The organism is Paenibacillus sp. P36, from assembly GCF_045866505.1.
GTDB lineage: Bacteria > Bacillota > Bacilli > Paenibacillales > NBRC-103111 > Paenibacillus_E > Paenibacillus_E chondroitinus.
The window spans coordinates 1965445-1983207 of record NZ_AP038372.1 but is presented as its reverse complement, the minus strand read 5'-3'; the positions used below and the strand labels follow the sequence as shown (position 1 = coordinate 1983207).

Here is a 17763-nt window from a genome sequence, read left to right as displayed (position 1 = left end):
TTCGCTCGCTGGTAGCAACCTAAGTGTGCATGAGACGGCTTTTTTTGACCTCTCAGACGGCGAAGGCATATTCTTGCCAATAAAAAAAGTCCCTGCTCCTGCCATAATCGGCAGCCAACAGGGACTTTCATGTTAAGCAGCGCAAAACATCCACGCTTTTAATCCAACTTAATATTCAATTTCAAAAGTCCAGCCTTCCGCATCGCCTGATAGATAATGACGACCAATGGTCCCAAAAATAACCCGGCTACGCCCAGCAGTTCAAAGCCAATGTACAAGCTTATTAAAGCGGCAAGGGCATTAATCCCTACTGCTTCGCTCAGCACCTTAGGCTCCACAATGCGGCGGAAGATTGTCAAGGCTAGGAACAGGACCAATAGTCCAATTCCCATCCCCGTATGCCCAACTAACAGCTGATAACCCAGCCATGGGATGAACACTAGCCCCGTACCAATGACAGGGACGAATTCCATAACCATTACGAGTAAAGAGATCGCTAACGGATATTCCGCTCTAAGCACCAGCAAGCCTATGAAAGTGACCAAATACGTTAATATCGCCATGATGAGCTGAGCACGAATGAATCCGAAAATAGCTTCCCGCAAATACACAAGGACATTTTCCATTTTGGCTCTCGTCTGCTCCTCGAACATAGATAGGAACGCGACTCTCAATTTCGGCAAGCTGAACATGCACAGATATAAAGCGATGACGTAGACGATCATAACGATAAAGAAATTCGGAATTTTGCCAGCCATATTTAAGAAAAATCCGGAAATCCCGCTCAACATGTCCGTTAACGTCGCGGTTAACGTTTCGGTGCTTCGCTCCACCCACGTTTGCACCTGAGCCGCCATTTCGGGCGACAAGGAATCATAGAACACCTGCGTTTGGCTAACGGCGTGATCGACATATTTATTGACTTCGTCCATATAATTAGGGGCTTTCCGCCCCAGCTCAATGACTTCTGTCACGACATTAAATCCTATGAAATAGAACAAAGCCACCAATAGCAGCGTAAAAATGGTACTGATGATCGACGCGGCAACCAACCGGTTAACCTTAATAGCTCGCATGAGCAGCAGCGTTAGAGGATCCAAAAAGATAGCTGTAACCAAAGCAAGCAGGAAAGGTAATCCTATCGTAAAAAATCCGTATAGGACCAGCAATCCAAGCACTATGATTAGTGTCGTCTTAAGCGACATAGGAATTCCTCCGATTATTCATTTCCAGGCTTTATAACGTTGATTTTTGTAATATGTATACGCACAATACGCAATCGATCTACCTCAGAAACTTCAAAAACATGATTGCCTGAAGCCACTCTTTTACCTTTAACCGGGGCTCCTTCCAGCTTCTTAAATAACCATCCGCCTATAGAGTCTACATCCTCGTCTTCAATCTCCAAATCGAGCATATCATTCAAATCTTCAATGAGCACACGCCCGTCAACGGATGTATACTTATCTTTTACCTCAACTTCAGGCCGTTCGTCGATATCGAATTCGTCGTGCAGCTCGCCAACGATTTCCTCCATAATGTCCTCTAAAGTAAGAAGACCCGCGGTACCGCCGTATTCATCCACAACAATCGCTAATTGCGAATGTTTTTTCTGCATGAGCTTCAAAACACGGCTTACTTCCATCGATTCCGGCACATTCAAAATAGGCCGAATGAATTCACTAATCTCGTGCTCTACATCAGGATCAGCCGTAAACAAATCGGTAATATGTACGAATCCTACAATTCGATCCTTATCCTCATCAGCGACGGGATACCGGGTATGCTTCGTTTCATGAACCATCCGCAGGTTGTCGATAAAGCTCATCTCCAGATACAAACAATCCATATCGGTCCGCGGCAGCATGACCTCCCTTGCTATACGCTCTGAGAATTCAAAAATGTTATCAAAAAGCACCATTTCATCCTGATCGATATGCCCGCTCTTGACGCTCTCGTCCATCAGAATGCGGATTTCTTCCTCGGTATGCGCCGCCTCATGCTCACTTGCGGGTTCGACGCCAATCCAGGACAAAAACTTATTGGCCGCGCCATTAAGCACCCAGATGATCGGACGAAACAAGCGATAGAAGTACAGCAGCGGTGCTGAGAGCCACAGGGAGGTTAACTCCGCTTTCTGAATGGCGAAAGACTTAGGCGCCAGTTCCCCCAGCACGATATGAAGGAAAGTAATGAAACCAAAGGCGAAGATGAAAGATATCGCATGCGTGTACACAGATGCTTCTAGACCTAACGTGTGGAAGAGCGGTTCCATGATCAACTCGGAAACAGCCGGCTCCCCTACCCAACCTAAGCCTAATGAGGCTAAAGTAATTCCGAGCTGTGTAGCTGACAGATAAGTATCCAATTCCGATGTAACTTTGTCGGCATACTTTGCCTTGCTGCTGCCTTCATTGAGCAGCTGCTGAATGCGGGAATGCCGCACTTTAACAAGCGCAAATTCAGCAGCAACGAAGAAACCATTCAGCAGAACGAGGATAATTACTAATACCAGATTAAGAACAATAGGTCCAATTTCAAAGGAAGTATGTGGCAAGTGCGGATATCTCCTTCAGATAGATGATATTAGATAATAGCTTGTCGGCTTTTAAAATCAATGGAACGATAATACGAATCGGCCACCAGCAAGTTCGGGCCGCAGCAGGAAGCTGCGCTGCAGAAGCAATTCACCTTTTGATTCAGGGGATTATGCTCCCATCTTGCAAAAATCGTATCCAAATGATCATCATGGATATTGCCCAGAGGCGGTTCATTCGCAAAATCGGTGACGAACACCTCACCGGTAAATGTGCTCACATTTAAGCGGTTTCGTCCATCCGGATCGTTCCGGACCGTGACATTTAGCTCTTCGCGAAGTCTTTTCACCAGTAATCGGTCCTCTTCGAGCTCATTGCAAGCAAAAAACGGCAGTGTCCCGAATAACATCCACATATCGCGATTCCGACTGTCCAGCAAGCGATGAATGCTGCTTCTTAACTCGTCTAGTGAAACCATGGGCAGGTGCGAGGCGAAAGAGCTTGCATACATCGGATGAACCTCATGCCGTTTGCAGCCCATTTCATCAATCAGCTTGTGAATTTGCGGAAGTTTCTCATGCGTTCGCGTGTTGATCATGGATTCCGCCGATACGTACAATCCGCCTTTGCTCAGCGCTATCGTATTGTCCACCATACGTTCATACATGCGCACCGCTGTTTCACGGCCTACCGGATGCTGGGAATTAACGAAACCGACTTGGTGGAAATCATCAGCATTCAAGTAATTAAAGGAGATATGCATAACATCTAGATAGGGAGCAAGCAGCTCATACCGCTCCAAGTCGAGCGTCAAGTTCGAGTTGATTTGGGTACGAATTCCCCGCTCCCGTGCATATTTAAGGATGGGCAGCATGTAATCTTTGACAATCTTAATGTGATAAGAAGGCTCTCCGCCAGTCAAACTGATTGTCTCCAAATGCTCTACCTGATCCAGCTTATTCAAAATAACGGGTAAGGGAATACGTGGCCCTTCCGTCATCGTTAACGAATCGCCTACCGCGCAATGCTCACAGCGCATATTGCACAGATTGGTAATCGTCAACTCTACACTAGTAAGTACGTGTTTCCCGTATTGCCGATAAGACCGAATCGGGTCCCAAGGGTCATAAGCGGGAGATAGCTCCGGTAAAAAGGAGCGTGTTTCATTCATATTCATGCTGTTCACACCTGACCTATCATTTCCTATTCACTTGCATTTTGTTCTTATCATGCCTATACCTATGCCCTTTATTGTAACTTATGATGCGAAAAAAAGGAAACCACCTTGTCAATCGCTACGGTTTCTCCGCTGGAATCGGCGATTTCACCCGCAGCCACTTCGGTGCCCACCAGTTCGCGTTGCCAAGCAGCTTCATCAAAGCGGGAACGAGCATGACGCGAACAATCGTAGCATCAATGAGGACCGCGAGGCCAAGACCTAGACCTAGCGCCTTCATGATTTCTATGTCTGTGAAGATAAACGAACCGACGACTACAACCAGAATGAAAGCAGCGCTTGTAATCAAGCTGCCTGTTTTTTTGAGCCCTTCCGCTGTACTCTTGTCATTATCTCCGCTCGCTTCATATTCCTCCATAATGCGGGAGATTAAGAAAACTTCATAATCCATCGAGATGCCGAACACCACGCAAAAAATAATAACCGGCAGCGTTGCGCTGACATAACCAATGGATGTGATATGCAGCAAATCTGCCAGATAACCGTGCTGAAACACTAACACCACACACCCTAGACTCGCCCCTAGACTTAACATATTCATAAGGACAGCCTTCAGAGGCAGCAGAATGGACCGGAAGGCAATCAGAAGGACGAAATACGTAATCCCCATGACAAAAGTGAGCACATAAGGTATTTCATCTTGAATGCGATCGATGATATCAAGCCGATAAGCCGGTCCGCCAGTGACCGCCACATCCAGACCCTCCCGCTCCAAGGACCGAAGTTTCCGTACAAGGTCGTCCGTAGAAGGATCATCCGGGTCATTCTCAGGCACAACAACGAGCAGCGCAGTATGTCCCTTCGCCAGCTTGGCCCCTTCGATCTGCTTTTTAACTCCTGGAGCCTTCAACATACCTGCTAATTCTCCATCCGTATGTTGTCCTAGCGAGCTGAGGTAGCTTTGAACCTCTTTCACGCCTGAAACGCCTTTTACTTTATCGCCGTACGCCCGAACTTGACGGACCGCAGACTCTTCCCAGATGTCATCGCCTGTATGTACGACGATTTGAATCGGCCCCGTCATCCGTGGATCATAAGCCGTTTTAAGCAAGTCCGATCCGTAGCGCGACTCATAGTTAGGAGGCAGCACCTCGGCGTTAGGCACGCTCAGCTTCATCTGACCAATGGGGGTCATCGCGTAGATCAAAGCGCCCCCAACCAGAATGACAAGCAAAACAGGGTGTTTCATTACACCATAAGCCATCTTTTCCCAGAAACGGGACGATTCCTGCTTCCGGAAGCGCTTAGGCAGCACCTGAAGCGAATTAATTCGCTTGCCGAGCACCGCCAGAAGCGCAAGCAGCATCGTGTTGGCGACAACAACAGATATGGAAACGACAATGATCCCGCCTAAACACAAGGAGCGAAAAAACGTGAGATCCACGAACAGCATGCCCAATAATCCAATCAGTACGGCAATGCCGGAGAAAAAAATGGATTTCCCGGCGGTCTGGCAAGTCATGGCCACCGCTTCAGCCACATTGGGTTGAACCTTCAGTTCCTCCCGGAAACGGCTAACCAGAAACAAGGCATAATCAATGCCTACGGCTAGTCCCAACATCGTCACCATATTGGGAAGAAAATTCGATAAGGACTGATGCTGGGCGATAAAATAGGTAATCCCGAGCGTGAGAGTAACACTCATGAGTCCCACGATCATTGGCAGAAGCGCCGCGACTAACGTCCCAAAAACAATTAACAATACGATAAGCGCGATGGGGAGGCCAATGGCTTCCGATTTGGCAATATCATGTTTGCTTGCTTCCTGCATGTCATGCAAAATAGCGGGTCCCCCGGTTACATAAACCTTCATGCCAGCGGGAGGTTGCACACGTTCCTTCAACTCGGGGTATTTCTCCAGTGCCGGGTCCGTGTCCAAATCCAGCGAAACGTTCACAGCCTGGACATTTAAATGCCCTTCATTTCTAGGTGCAGCAACGAAATTCACATTTTCTACATAGGGCAGCTTTTTTAATTCACTGAGTGAATCCATGATGGCTTGCTGCTGCTCTTGCTTGGTCATATCGAGGCCATCCCCCGTATAGACCAGATTGATCGTCGTAAGGGGTACGCCAAGCTCATCCCGCAGTTGGATGAGACCGAGATCCGACTCGCTTCCTTTTGGCGTAAAACCATTATCTTTGAGTATGCCGGGTGTTTTCTGTGCAAATAGCGCGAAACTAAGGAACAATAGCACGCAAAGCGTAAGGACCAGCCAGCGATAACGGTGCATGGCATATCCCCATCTCCAAAATTTCCCTTTCACCGCTGATTCTCTCACACACATCCCCCTGATCTGCAAAAAGAACCTGGGGTCCCAGGTTCTTCATGTTTGTTATCTTTTATTTTATCTCAAAGTAGGGTTGGCATACCCGATTCCGTGTCGAGTTCTTCTATTTTAATTTCACCGATTTCGGAAATGAGGATGGAATGCTTAATGGAGAGATCGATTTCATACGGCTCTTTGAGTTCTCTGCCTGTTTCATCCAGCAGGATGCGAACGACCGGCCTCTGAGGAACCGTTAAGTTTAATTTGGAAACAATCCCGAATTCGCCTGTGTTCAATTTCACAGTGATGCCAAGCGGGTAGATAGCAATTTTATCGCGGAATAAAGCAATTTGACTTTGATCATACATCGTACCTGAACCTGCAAAAAGTTGTTCCATCGCTTCATGAGGCAATAACGGCCTGCGATATACACGCGTAGTTGTCATAGCGTCATAAGAATCCACTAAGCCAATCCATCTCGCAAACTCATTAATATCCGGACCTTGCAAACCTCGCGGATATCCGCTTCCGTTTATCCGTTCGTGATGCTGCAGAGCACAATGCGCTGACAGCAACGGAATGTTCGGTTCATCCTTCAGAATTTGAAAACCATACGTGGTATGATTTTTCATCTCCCTGAATTCATCACTAGTCAACTGTGAAGGCTTGCGCAGGATGCCTAGCGGAATTTTGGTCTTTCCAATATCATGAAGCAAAGCGCCAAGTCCAAGCGTCTCCAGCTTTTCACGGCTGTATCCATAGCTAATGCCGAGCATGATCGCATATATACTAACATTCACAGAATGCTGGAATAAATAATTATCCTTAATATTCATGTTGTTTAACATGACCATTGCACCTTGATGTGCACTAAGATCATCAATAATCATGTTCATTACATCACGGAAGTTACGTCCGATATCGTAATAACTAACAGCTCCGCGTTTGTTCGAATCTTCCATAACCTTCTTAAAGGTATGCCGAATTTCATGAATAGCTTTGCTTCGTGTTTCATCTTGAATAATATCGGCTTGAATAACGTCATCAGTCCGGGAATCTGCGATATAAATATAGTCGATACCATATGAAAATAGCCGATCGATTAGTCTCTGTGTCAGCTCAACGTTAACAGCGAGCAAAACCATACCATCTTCGTTGTAAATATTCTTTGCCAGCCTCATTCCAGGATGACACTTGTTGATCGGCATTAACAGCATGTAAGGACCCCCGAGTAGCTGAACGTTATTATCTATCTAAATGTAATAGATTTCACCTAAAAGTTCAACATAAAAAACCGCATCTTTCGACGCGGTTCGCTACTTTATTTCAAAGACTATTTACTTAAAAACATATAAAGAGCAAATACAATGGCTACTGCGAAACGATAGTAGGCAAAATAGGTCAACTTCATATTTTGGACAAACTTAATGAAAGAAACAACCGCTAATAGAGCTACGATGAAAGCTACTACGAACCCTACTGCGAAAAATGCGAAGTCATTGGAAGAAAGAGCTTCATAGTTTTTCAAAAAGTAGACGCCGGAAGCTCCGAACATGATTGGGATCGCCATGATAAACGTAAAGTCAGCAGACGCTGCACGGCTAACGCCGGAAAGCATCCCCCCTGCAATAGTGGAACCGGAACGAGAGAATCCTGGCCAAATTGACACAAGCTGCCATAAGCCGATATAGAAGGCTTGGCGGTAAGTTAAGTCATCCAATACCTCGGTGCTCGGTCTCCCTTTCTTCTGCTCTGCAATAATGAGCAAAATACCGCCAAGAATAAGTCCGATCACAACCGTCGTTGAATTAAACAACTTCTCATCCACAACATCATTAAATAATACGCCGACGATTCCAGCAGGAATAATACCGATCAGAATATGCAGCAGATTCAGTTTTTTCCCGCTTCTGCTCTCGCTTTTTCTTTTCACCAATCCAAACAGCGATAAGATTCGTTTCCAATAAATAATGACGACAGCCATAATGGCCCCAAGCTGAATCACAAAATCAAAGGTTTTCATCACTTCGTCGTTTTGCGTGTTGAGCAAACTTTGCGCCAAAATCATATGTCCTGTTGAGGATACCGGTAAAAACTCAGTCAATCCCTCTACAATCCCGATAATGATCGCTTCAAAAATAGTATGCATGGTTTCCCCCTAAAGGTAGAGTTTATGGTCGGACTCCTGTCCAATTATTTATTTTACTTGGAACATGTACGATCTGACAACTTTATTGACGAAATGCGTGAATCTATCCCCTTGCATCGAAGGACATTTTGTCAATAAATCTTGCTTTGTGGCTGTCTGCCATCGCCTCACGATCCGTCACTTCGCGGGCCAGCACGTCACGGATAAACTCCGGGAGCATGTATACCACGTCTTTCCCTCGACTTAAGGATAAGTAGCCCGATCCGAACGTAAACATATCGATCGTGCCCACAACATAGTCACGGCCAAGGTCCAAAAGCTCCTCGCCTACATGCACGGCGAGGATACGTTCATAAGGCGCGCGGGAGCTGTCCCACTCGACCGTGAGGCCGTCGACGCTAAGCGCGCCCAGCACTTCGCCCCGGAAGCCGAGTCCTCGAATCGGCTTCTCCATGAATTCAGGCAGCAGCGACTCTTCGAGTGCCTGCAGCAAGTCCGCGCCGCTAAGCAGCATGCGGCACGGGTTGATCGGCCCCGGGCAGATGTCCAGCAATCTGCCGCGCGTCAAGCGCCCCTCCTTCAGCCCCTGAAGGAGCTGGCCGCTGTTAACCAGCCCGATATCGGCGCTGGTCCAGCGGCGAATCCCGGCGGCAAGCAAGTTGCCCAGCGGGGATTCGCCGTACCAATCCAGGCGCAGCGGTTCCCGCAGCTGCGCCACTTCTTCATCCAGCGCCGCTGCGCCGGCGATGCGAAAGCGGTCCAGCAGCGCGGCTACGCTGCTGTCATCTTCGCTGGCCGTCGTCATCGGGACGACGCGGCTCTGGAACTGGACGATCCGGCGTTGCGCCGGATCGTAGGCCAGCTCGATATGGCCGGCATACTGCCCGAACTTGCCGGCCGCAGCCAGATAGGTGCCGCTGATTAGGAGCGGCTCCTCCAGGACATGATGCGTGTGGCCGCCAAGGATCACATCGATGCCCTCGATGCCTTCCGCTAGGCGCCGATCCATCGGCAGACCGAGATGTGACATGACCACGATGAGGTCCGTGTGCGGACGCAGCTGCTCCGTGAGATTCTTCACAGCTTCGTAAGGATCTGTCACATCCCAACCGAGCAGCTCATAATAAGCCGGATAAGCCGCTGTCACGCCGATAATTCCGATCTTTAAACCGGACTTTTCAATGGTCAAAGCAGGCAGCAGCCAATCCGGAGTCAAGTGGGTTGCTCTTTCGTAAATATTACTTCCAAGAACAGGAAAACGCGCATTCTCTCTGAACACATTTCTTAAAAAGTCCGGCGTAAACGTCAGCCCCTCGTTATTGCCAAGCACCATCGCATCATAGCCGGTTGCGTTCATAATCTCCACATTGGCAATGGCATTGGTGCCTTCTGTCTCCGGACTCATCCGGTCCATATGATCGCCAATATCCAGCGTCAACACTTGATCGGAGGGCCAGTCCCGGCGGGCTTGGTTAAAATAGGCGCTAATTTTGGGCATCATCTCAAAATGGCTGTGCAAATCATTCGTATGTAAAATCAGGAGTCGTCTCATTTTTTAATTTTCAACTCATCGAGTGTTACTTTATTTTTAAATCCAAAGGTGGCTTTTTGGCCTAGTGTAGCATCATGTAGAAACCAGATATGTACAACACTCTTGACATTAAGGCATTCACTGCTTCCATCCGGCACATACAGGCGAATCGGGTACCCCTTCTTCAAAGGTTCATCGTCTTGGGCGTAGAGAATAAGAGCTGAGTCTACCTCCGACCACGACATTAACGCCTGAAATTCATCAACGGCTTCGACCTTTACATGCGTAGGCTCGCTTTCAGCTTGTCCGCCACGACTGGTTTTCCAGCTGCGGTACCAGGCTTTTAAATCAAAGGCATCCCCTGAAACGTTCGGAACACGGTCCTCAAGCGCCAATTTCATCTCCGCCAGATCAACGAGTTCTTGTACAGTAAATGTTTCATTTGTTAGATGGGGGTCTGACACTTGTATGCGTAAATCTGCTTGCATCCTGACCATTCTCCTTTCATCCGATAAGCTCATTTTTGCTTTTCCCAAGGCCCCATCCATTATACCATTCCTTGGTCAAAATATGATATGCTGTAAGGGAATCTCACACTAAGCATTTAGGAGCAAAATTGTGAATATAAACATCCAACTTTTCGCAGGACTTGTTGAACTTTTCGGGACTTCCGTCCTACATATAACGATTGATCAAGATGCCATTTCCATCGAGGATCTCAGAAAACTGATCACGGATAAGCATCCGGCCGCAGCTTCACAGCTGCAAACATGTTTTTTCGCTAAAAATCAAGCTTACGCAGGCGAGACCGATTGGGTCACTTCTGCTGATGAGCTTGCTCTCATACCGCCTGTGTCCGGAGGGCAGCCCGCCTTATATGAAATAACCTACGACTCGATAGATGCCGGACAAGTTGCCGCCAAAGTCAACCATCCCAATCATGGGGCTTCGCTCCTCTTCATTGGGACTACGAGAGAGATGACGCACGGGCAGCGCACAGTCCTCTTGGAGTATGAAGCCTATGTGCCTATGGCGATCAAAACAATGGAAGCAATCGGTCAAGAAATAGCCGACCGTTGGCCGGGAACGCTTAGTGCGATTACCCACCGTCTGGGCAAGGTGGCGATTGCAGAAGCCAGCGTCGTGATTGCCGTTTCTTCCCCTCACCGGGAAAGCTGCTACGAAGCAAGCCGCTACGCCATAGAACGATTGAAACAAATTGTACCCATATGGAAAAAAGAAATTTGGGAAGATGGATCGGAATGGAAGGGCAGTCAAACAGGCCCCTGGAACCCGCTTCAAGCGACAAGTAAGGAATAGATAGAACTGGAGATGACTTACGTGGATACCTTTTTATATACGGAGCAGGAAAATGGTGTAGATGCGCGTTATTCAAGACAAGTGCTGTTCTCCCCTATCGGTCTGGAAGGGCAGCGCAAACTAATCGGCAGCCGTGTCGCCATCGTTGGTATGGGCGCTCTTGGCACAGTGCTTGCCAACCATATGGTGCGCGCCGGGGTTGGATATGTTCGCTTGATTGATCGCGATTTTGTAGAAGCAAGCAATTTGCAACGGCAAATGTTGTACGACGAAGAAGATGCGGCAACAATGACGCCCAAGGCTATTGCCGCAGCCAAACGATTGCAGTTGGTAAACTCACTTGTTACAGTCGAACCTCATGTCATGGATCTCAATGCCACGAATGCTGAAAACTTGTTAGGGGATGTAGATTTAATTTTAGATGGTACGGATAACTTCTCCGTCCGCTTCCTTATCAACGATGTGAGTATCAAATTGGGGATTCCGTGGATTTATGGCGGTGCCGTTGCCTCAAGAGGCGTCTCTTTGACGATTCTTCCGGGACAGACGCCATGTCTGCGTTGTTTGTTCACCCAAGCTCCCGCTGCGGGCACAACAGAAACCTGCGATACAGCAGGTGTTATAGGCGGAATTATTCATGTCGTCGCTTCATTCCAAGCGACTGAAGCTCTTAAACTACTAGTTGGCGCTACAGAGCAGCTGAATCTCCGGATGCAGCAATGGGACCTTTGGTTCAATCAGCACTCTGCGATTAACGTGACCAGCGCCCTAAAAGCGGATTGCCCTGCCTGTGCGAGCAAGCAGTACGACTACTTGGAGACTGACATGGACAGCGACACCATTCAATCCTTATGCGGTCGTAATTCGGTTCAGATCCATCCTGTTGTTCCGGCTGCCAAGCCGCTTGAATACTGGGAAGAGCGCTTGAGACCACTGGGCTCGGTTGAGCGAAACCGGTTCCTCTTGAAATTCCAGGCCGGCCCAGATTTGTATATGGTTATTTTCCCGGATGGTCGCGTCCTTGTTCAAGGAACGGATGATTTAATTCAAGCCAAAAGTCTTTACAGCCGTTATATAGGGATGTAGTATTACAATATACCTACACGAATATAGGACTGGGAGAGGAATTTCAATGCATATACACGTACTTCAACTAATTGTTGGTGATAAACTGATTTCCGATTCCTACAATACAAAAGGACTTCATCTTCTATCAGCAGGTACCGTGGTTGATGCGGGCGACATCATGATGCTTAATCGCCATAATGTGGAATATGTGGATATTGCGCCGAGGGTTAACGAAATAGAAAGTGAGCCGGCGGAATCTCCGAAAGTAAAGCCGGCTCAAATAAATTCTTTTCATGATTGCATTTCTGGCATCAAAGACATATTCCACTCTGCTAAAAGCGGGGATGTTCTTTCCAACGAGATGATAGAATCCGCTTTCAATCCCTTAATTGCGAGCTTTGAGGAAGAAAATGACGTCGTTTCCTTGCTGCTTTCCTTAAACAGCCAGGATGATTACACTTTTCAGCATAGTGTACAAGTCGGTATGCTCTCCTACTATATTGCCAAATGGATGAACAAAAGTGAAAAAGAAGCTCTTACTATTGGCAAAGCCGGCTATTTGCACGATGTAGGAAAGTGTAAAATTCCGCATGAAATCTTATCTAAACCTGGCAAGCTGACGAATGACGAGTTCAATGAGATTCAAAAACATACCATCTACGGGTACGAAATCATCAAAAACTCTTTGAAGGACAACACACTGGCGCTGGTAGCTTTACAACATCATGAGCGCTTGGACGGCAATGGCTATCCGTTACGCAAAAAAAGCACGGAAATACATACTTATTCACTCATTGTTGCCGTTGCAGATGTTTATAGCGCAATGATCAGCAAGCGCGTATACCAAGATAAGCGTGACCTCTTGTTCGTTCTTAAGGAACTTCACCGGATGAGCTTCGGACAGCTTGATCCGAAAATCACGCAGGTATTTATTCGCAACATGATTCCTAACTTTATTGGAAAAAAAGTGTCCCTTAGCGACGGACGAGTCGGTACCATCGTATTGACCAATCCTACCGACTTTTTCCGCCCGCTAATCAAAATCAATAATCAATTCCTGGATCTTTCGCAGCTTCGCGACGTCGAAATTGCAACGATTGCGATTTAGCCGCTCTTTAGATGATTAAAGAACTTATTGCTAGTGCAATACCGATATAGACGGCAGCCAGCAATGTACCGACGGCTACATTGCCGTCTTTTAACTGATCGGATAGCTTAACGCCAGGCGTTAACCAATCAAACACCCAATAAGTCGCTAACAAACAGACGTAACCTACCGCAAACCACAAGCTCATGTGCCAGATCGATGAATTACTATATGCGGCAATCGCCAGCACGATGGCAGTTGCTACAAATTTACCGCCCATCGTGATTCCGACGGCTACATTTCCTTTGTTTATTTCTTCCATATCGCGGTAGGGCGTCATTAAACTAAACACATACATCCCCGCAAATTGCAGCAGGACTATGACAAATAAACTGATCACAATATTTAATACTATCATTCTGCCCACCCCCGGAACTTCGCCATAGATTGATCATAATTGCTGTAATCGTGTACTTCCTCTAAAATAACCTGAACTTCCTTCTTGTTTTTAAAGCTTGCATAACGATCCTCAGGGATTGGCTGTTTCACCTTTTGCCCTGTCGGCAGATCAGCCACTGCGAAATAGCGGAATTTGCCATCCAGCTCCGTTTTATAAACACCGATCAGCTTCACATCCGTCTTAATTTCAACTTTCAGTTCTGCCAAATCTTTATCGGCTTCTTCCTTGGTTTTGAACGTCTTAATCGGTTTCCATTGCGAAAGTGTTACGTCGTTTTTCCCTTGGCTGTCCGTTGTCATCGTGGCCTGCATATAACTAAGCACATAGATTTGATCGCCGGTTGCAAAGTTCTGATCATTCGAAATGCGCTCGTTGTTCGGCAGCAAAACCATATCTCCGTCGAGCAAATCCCCGACTTTTGCTTGCTGCACCTTATAATCCCAAGGCACATCGCCATTCATGCCGCTAACATTTGTCGCTGCCGAGCTTCCAACAGCTGGTTTGCTTAAGACAGAAGGCTTCTTATTGAACAGGCTGCTAATGCCCCAGATCATCAGAATGACGACCAGGACAATGGACGCCATAAGCCAGAATCGTCTTTGTTTCAAGGTATTTTCACTCCAATCGGTACAAATTGACTTGCATTGCCTGTAATTTTCCCGCCGGCTCGCCCTAAAAGTCCACAAGGTGTTCCGTTCAATACAAACAGTCCCGTTAATAAATGCCTACTTCCGTGAGTAAAAGTTAACTCGGGCAAGTCAGCTCTCTGCTGATAGATGCGTTTAAAAAAGACACTGGTATCAAAGCCAACTTCGTCTTTAACCTCAAGCTCCCCCTCAGCGTCGTAAAGCTCAACGGAGCCTCCTTCTCTTCCAAACATCGATTTGGACACATAATCCCCTGATAACTCGGGAGAAAAAAAGGTAGGCAGCATATAATCAGCTATCGCTTTATGCTCATCCGCGGTGAACAACGCTGCGTTATCCGTGTGTAATCCCCAGACAATGGCTTGCAGCCCTTTAGATTGCAAGATAACCGCATGCAAAGAATTAAACAATTCGATGAATTGTTCTTCAATCGCATAAGAGAGTGCCTCTCCCCCGTCATCAACACCCATCCATTCTTTTGGATACAGCGCGAACATACGGGAAATGTTTTGTTGTTCGCCGACCTTAACGATTCCCTCGTCAATCCACAAATCCAGACAATCGACACACGTCATATTTCTCCCGCTATGAGCAACGAGCGCATCAATTGTTCCTGTATCTTCGGCATGCTGACCATAGGCGATACATGCTGCGAAATCGGGCGCCTCAATGGCCCATGCAGCTCGCACCAGGTCCTTCATCTCCGTGTTCGGGGAGGCGTAACCTTTTTGCTCACACAACCATGGTGTCGCAATTGCTGCTTCCACATAGCCGGTAGGAGTGTCTGCATTTAGCTCTAAGAGCTTGATTCCGCCCTGTTGATCCACGGTGAAATCAAATCTTGCATAACGGCTTATAGCCCCTATGTCATTCAGTTCCAGCCGATCAAGTCCATCCCAAAGCACTTCGGGAATCGACAACTGTTGGTATAACAGCCTGTTCCCTTTCACGTAACGAACAGCTTTATCAAAGACGCGCCACAAAAAATTTGCCGCGAGAATTAGCTCGTTATAAGTTGATTGTTCCATAAGGACTAACTGATCAATCCAGTACGCTTCATCTTCCAGATTAGCCCATGTAAAGCCAAGCTCATATAGTTGTTGAACGCGATGTTCTCTATCCAGAGCTGGCGTGCCTACGACTTCGAAAACCACAGTGTTAACCTCCTGAGCTGGAAGAGGAGCTGAAACCGCTCGATTTGCCGCCAATGCTGCCCGTTGAAGTTGATGTAGATTTCGAGCTTGAAGTTGTACCGCTGCTCGTGCCTGAGCTGCTAACGGAGCCTGTATTCCCGGTGCTTCCTACATTTCCTGTACTACCTGTACTTTTTGTACTTCCTGTATTTCCTGTATTTCCTGTACTTCCTGTTGTTCCCGATTTCGTGTTAGATGAAGATGACTTATTGGTGGTAAAGGTTCCCGTTCCGCTTGATGTCGTTGGCGCTTTGGTCGTTGATCGATTGGAGAACGAGCTTGGTTGATATGTTTTTGTCACATAAGGGGTATTAGAACGATAGTAATAAGAACGATGGCTGCTCCCCCAGCTGCTTGAGGAATAAGGACTTGGGCTGTTGAAAATAAGATGATATAGCAGCAAATCATCCCATCCAAACCCACTGCCTCCACCATAGTTATTAACAATGATAGGGGCTGTGCTGCCTCCCGTTGAACCGCTGCCTGCAGTCGGCGTTGGAGAAGGTGATGGCGATGCTGTGCCTGCTGCCGGAGGAACAGGTAAATTCCAGTCAACGGCTGGGTCAAAATAAGCTTTCACTTCATCGGTCGACCATTCGACCAGCTTGGAAGAGGCTGTGTTCGGTGCCGGCGTCTCCGCGGCATTAACTGGCAAAAGCAGCAGTTGTCCGACTAATACCAGACTTATCGAAGCTGAAAATACCTTGAGCGGTCTTTTCACTGCTTGTTCCCTCCCCCTTCAGAACCAATTGCAACCAATAGAAGCTCAAACACATTCAAATCTAAATTCAATCTTCCTTCAATCATTTCATATTCCTTGCCGCCAATGAGCACATAATTCGCTGCATCTAGAGCCTGCATCAGCTTTTCATCCCATGGACGTTCACTAATTTTCAAAAGCTGTCCGTCGGCCAATTTTTCGAAAAGTGTAATTGTCATTCGGTTTCCTCCTCCTTCATCGATGACTTCCTATTAGATAAAACGCATGAACCGGCCTTTTGTTTCATAATGGCCAAAAATAAAAAAAAGCCTACCCCTAAAGGATAGACTTGAAAGCTTTAAGTTACAACACGTTTTGCTCGCAGAAATGTTTTTTTCCAGTACGCTTTATCGATATTACTGATCTGAACGCCATTCTTCGGTTCTGGGGAGGCATGGAGCATTCTCTTACCACCAATATAGATTCCTACATGTCCTACCTTTTTATTTGTTTTGAAGCGGCCGGGGACATAGAAAAACATCAAATCCCCTTTCCGCAAAGATTTGCGGCTAACCAAATTTCCCACCGCTGCTTGTTCGCGCGCCAATCTTGGAAGCTTAACGCTGTATTTACCATACACGTATTGGGTAAACGTTGAGCAATCAAATTTTCCGGTTTGAGGATAAGGCCCTGTGCCAAATTTATATTTAACCCCTTCGTACTGCTCACCTTTACTGATCAACGCATTAATGTTGATATTTTTCAGAACCGGAATTGCTTTCTCTTCAGAAGATGCCCACACTTGTAGATCGTCTTTGAGCTGTATTCCTAATGAGGCTGGGTTCGCTCCATGCGCTGTGTTGTCTTTGAAAGGGTCATTCGGATCGTCTGCAAATGCAAGCTCAGGGATATCCGCGCTAGGGTCAGAAGAATCTTCATTCTCAAGCTGAGCACCTGGTGAGGGATGTATGTTTAATTGATTGCCACTAACATCATACGACATCTCGTCTTGGAATAAGTCCGCTATGGCCGAGACCGGCAAGTAGAGGGCATCGCCTTCTTTGACGAATGGCTCACCTACATGGATTTCTGCTCCGTCTTTCATCGCCTTTTTGGAATTTGCCGATAATTCAAAACTCGCGTCATTATCGCCAATTAGCAGCTTCTGTGCTCCTGCTTCCCACTCGGAATGAAACTTCAAGGTTTGAATGAGTTGATTGGCTGCTACATATTTAACATTGTTGATCATTTTAATGGGTAAAACAGCATCGTCATTGCCTAATTTCGTTATTCCGTTACCTGCTTGCGACAAGCTGTGCGGCATCGCTGTGCCTGCACCTGATTGTGTCACTCCGTTCGGTGTTGGTGCTGAGTGATTAGGGGCCGCATTATCCTTCCCACAAGCTGTTGTTGTCGCAAGGACGACAGCCATACTCCCGATTGCTGCAAGTTTCAGCCTTTTCCACATACCTTCACTTCTCTCCTTTAGGGACACATTATGATCCTCTATAGGGTGAGAATTGTGGGAAATAAATATACGTTAGCCATGTCTAGAAATGCATGGA

17 protein-coding genes are annotated in these 17763 nt (G+C 46.9%); 3 read left to right on the top strand and 14 right to left on the bottom strand.

What is annotated here, in order from left to right; all coding sequences use genetic code 11:
- Positions 1-158: 158 nt before the first annotated feature.
- The 8 genes from ytvI to ACKTT9_RS09035 form a co-directional block, all read right to left on the bottom strand.
- Positions 159-1205: a sporulation integral membrane protein YtvI gene (ytvI, locus tag ACKTT9_RS09070; protein WP_407871295.1), complete on the bottom strand. Its 1047-nt coding sequence runs from the start codon at positions 1203-1205 to the stop codon at positions 159-161.
- Positions 1206-1219: 14 nt separating this feature from the next.
- The gene (locus tag ACKTT9_RS09065) at positions 1220-2557 is read right to left on the bottom strand and encodes a hemolysin family protein (protein WP_407871294.1); all 1338 of its coding nucleotides are present in this window, start codon (positions 2555-2557) and stop codon (positions 1220-1222) included.
- A gap of 29 nt (positions 2558-2586) precedes the next feature.
- Positions 2587-3714 carry a radical SAM/CxCxxxxC motif protein YfkAB gene (yfkAB, locus tag ACKTT9_RS09060; protein WP_407871293.1) on the bottom strand — a complete coding sequence of 376 codons (1128 nt, stop codon included), beginning with the start codon at positions 3712-3714 and terminating at the stop codon, positions 2587-2589.
- Between the two features lie 118 nt (positions 3715-3832).
- Positions 3833-6061 carry an MMPL family transporter gene (locus ACKTT9_RS09055; protein ID WP_407871292.1) on the bottom strand — a complete coding sequence of 743 codons (2229 nt, stop codon included), beginning with the start codon at positions 6059-6061 and terminating at the stop codon, positions 3833-3835.
- 65 nt (positions 6062-6126) lie between these two features.
- Positions 6127-7260, bottom strand: a complete 1134-nt coding sequence (locus tag ACKTT9_RS09050) for an HD-GYP domain-containing protein (protein WP_407871291.1) — start codon at positions 7258-7260, stop codon at positions 6127-6129.
- Positions 7261-7376: 116 nt separating this feature from the next.
- The gene (locus ACKTT9_RS09045) at positions 7377-8192 is read right to left on the bottom strand and encodes an undecaprenyl-diphosphate phosphatase (RefSeq protein ID WP_407871290.1); all 816 of its coding nucleotides are present in this window, start codon (positions 8190-8192) and stop codon (positions 7377-7379) included.
- 103 nt (positions 8193-8295) lie between these two features.
- Entirely contained in the window at positions 8296-9744 is a 1449-nt protein-coding gene (locus ACKTT9_RS09040) for a bifunctional metallophosphatase/5'-nucleotidase (protein ID WP_407871289.1), read from the bottom strand.
- Complete coding sequence (locus ACKTT9_RS09035; RefSeq protein ID WP_407871288.1) at positions 9741-10211, bottom strand: hypothetical protein; 471 nt, start codon at positions 10209-10211, stop codon at positions 9741-9743. Before ACKTT9_RS09035 ends, ACKTT9_RS09040 begins: the two co-directional genes overlap by 4 nt.
- A 130-nt stretch (positions 10212-10341) precedes the next feature.
- Between ACKTT9_RS09035 and ACKTT9_RS09030 the strand changes: the two genes are divergently transcribed.
- From ACKTT9_RS09030 to ACKTT9_RS09020, 3 genes are read left to right on the top strand one after another with little or no spacing between them, the layout of a single operon-like run.
- Entirely contained in the window at positions 10342-11043 is a 702-nt protein-coding gene (locus tag ACKTT9_RS09030; RefSeq protein ID WP_407871287.1) for a molybdenum cofactor biosynthesis protein, read from the top strand.
- 21 nt (positions 11044-11064) lie between these two features.
- Entirely contained in the window at positions 11065-12129 is a 1065-nt protein-coding gene (locus tag ACKTT9_RS09025) for a ThiF family adenylyltransferase (protein ID WP_407871286.1), read from the top strand.
- Positions 12130-12175: 46 nt separating this feature from the next.
- Positions 12176-13219: an HD-GYP domain-containing protein gene (locus tag ACKTT9_RS09020; protein WP_407871285.1), complete on the top strand. Its 1044-nt coding sequence runs from the start codon at positions 12176-12178 to the stop codon at positions 13217-13219.
- Between the two features lie 7 nt (positions 13220-13226).
- Here ACKTT9_RS09020 and ACKTT9_RS09015 read toward each other — a convergent pair whose 3' ends face one another.
- The 6 genes from ACKTT9_RS09015 to ACKTT9_RS08990 all read right to left on the bottom strand — a co-directional run bounded on the left by ACKTT9_RS09015 (position 13227) and on the right by ACKTT9_RS08990 (position 17666).
- A complete protein-coding gene (locus ACKTT9_RS09015) occupies positions 13227-13616 on the bottom strand; it encodes a DUF350 domain-containing protein (RefSeq protein ID WP_127458400.1) in 390 nt (129 codons plus the stop codon).
- The gene (locus ACKTT9_RS09010; RefSeq protein WP_407871284.1) at positions 13613-14266 is read right to left on the bottom strand and encodes a signal peptide protein; all 654 of its coding nucleotides are present in this window, start codon (positions 14264-14266) and stop codon (positions 13613-13615) included. Before ACKTT9_RS09010 ends, ACKTT9_RS09015 begins: the two co-directional genes overlap by 4 nt.
- A complete protein-coding gene (locus ACKTT9_RS09005; RefSeq protein WP_407871283.1) occupies positions 14263-15459 on the bottom strand; it encodes a glutathionylspermidine synthase family protein in 1197 nt (398 codons plus the stop codon). Before ACKTT9_RS09005 ends, ACKTT9_RS09010 begins: the two co-directional genes overlap by 4 nt.
- A 4-nt stretch (positions 15460-15463) precedes the next feature.
- Positions 15464-16219, bottom strand: coding sequence for a hypothetical protein (locus ACKTT9_RS09000; protein ID WP_407871282.1), 756 nt, complete (start codon positions 16217-16219; stop codon positions 15464-15466).
- The gene (locus ACKTT9_RS08995; protein WP_127458397.1) at positions 16216-16437 is read right to left on the bottom strand and encodes a hypothetical protein; all 222 of its coding nucleotides are present in this window, start codon (positions 16435-16437) and stop codon (positions 16216-16218) included. Before ACKTT9_RS08995 ends, ACKTT9_RS09000 begins: the two co-directional genes overlap by 4 nt.
- A gap of 119 nt (positions 16438-16556) precedes the next feature.
- Positions 16557-17666 carry a C40 family peptidase gene (locus ACKTT9_RS08990; RefSeq protein ID WP_407871281.1) on the bottom strand — a complete coding sequence of 370 codons (1110 nt, stop codon included), beginning with the start codon at positions 17664-17666 and terminating at the stop codon, positions 16557-16559.
- Positions 17667-17763: the final 97 nt, after the last annotated feature.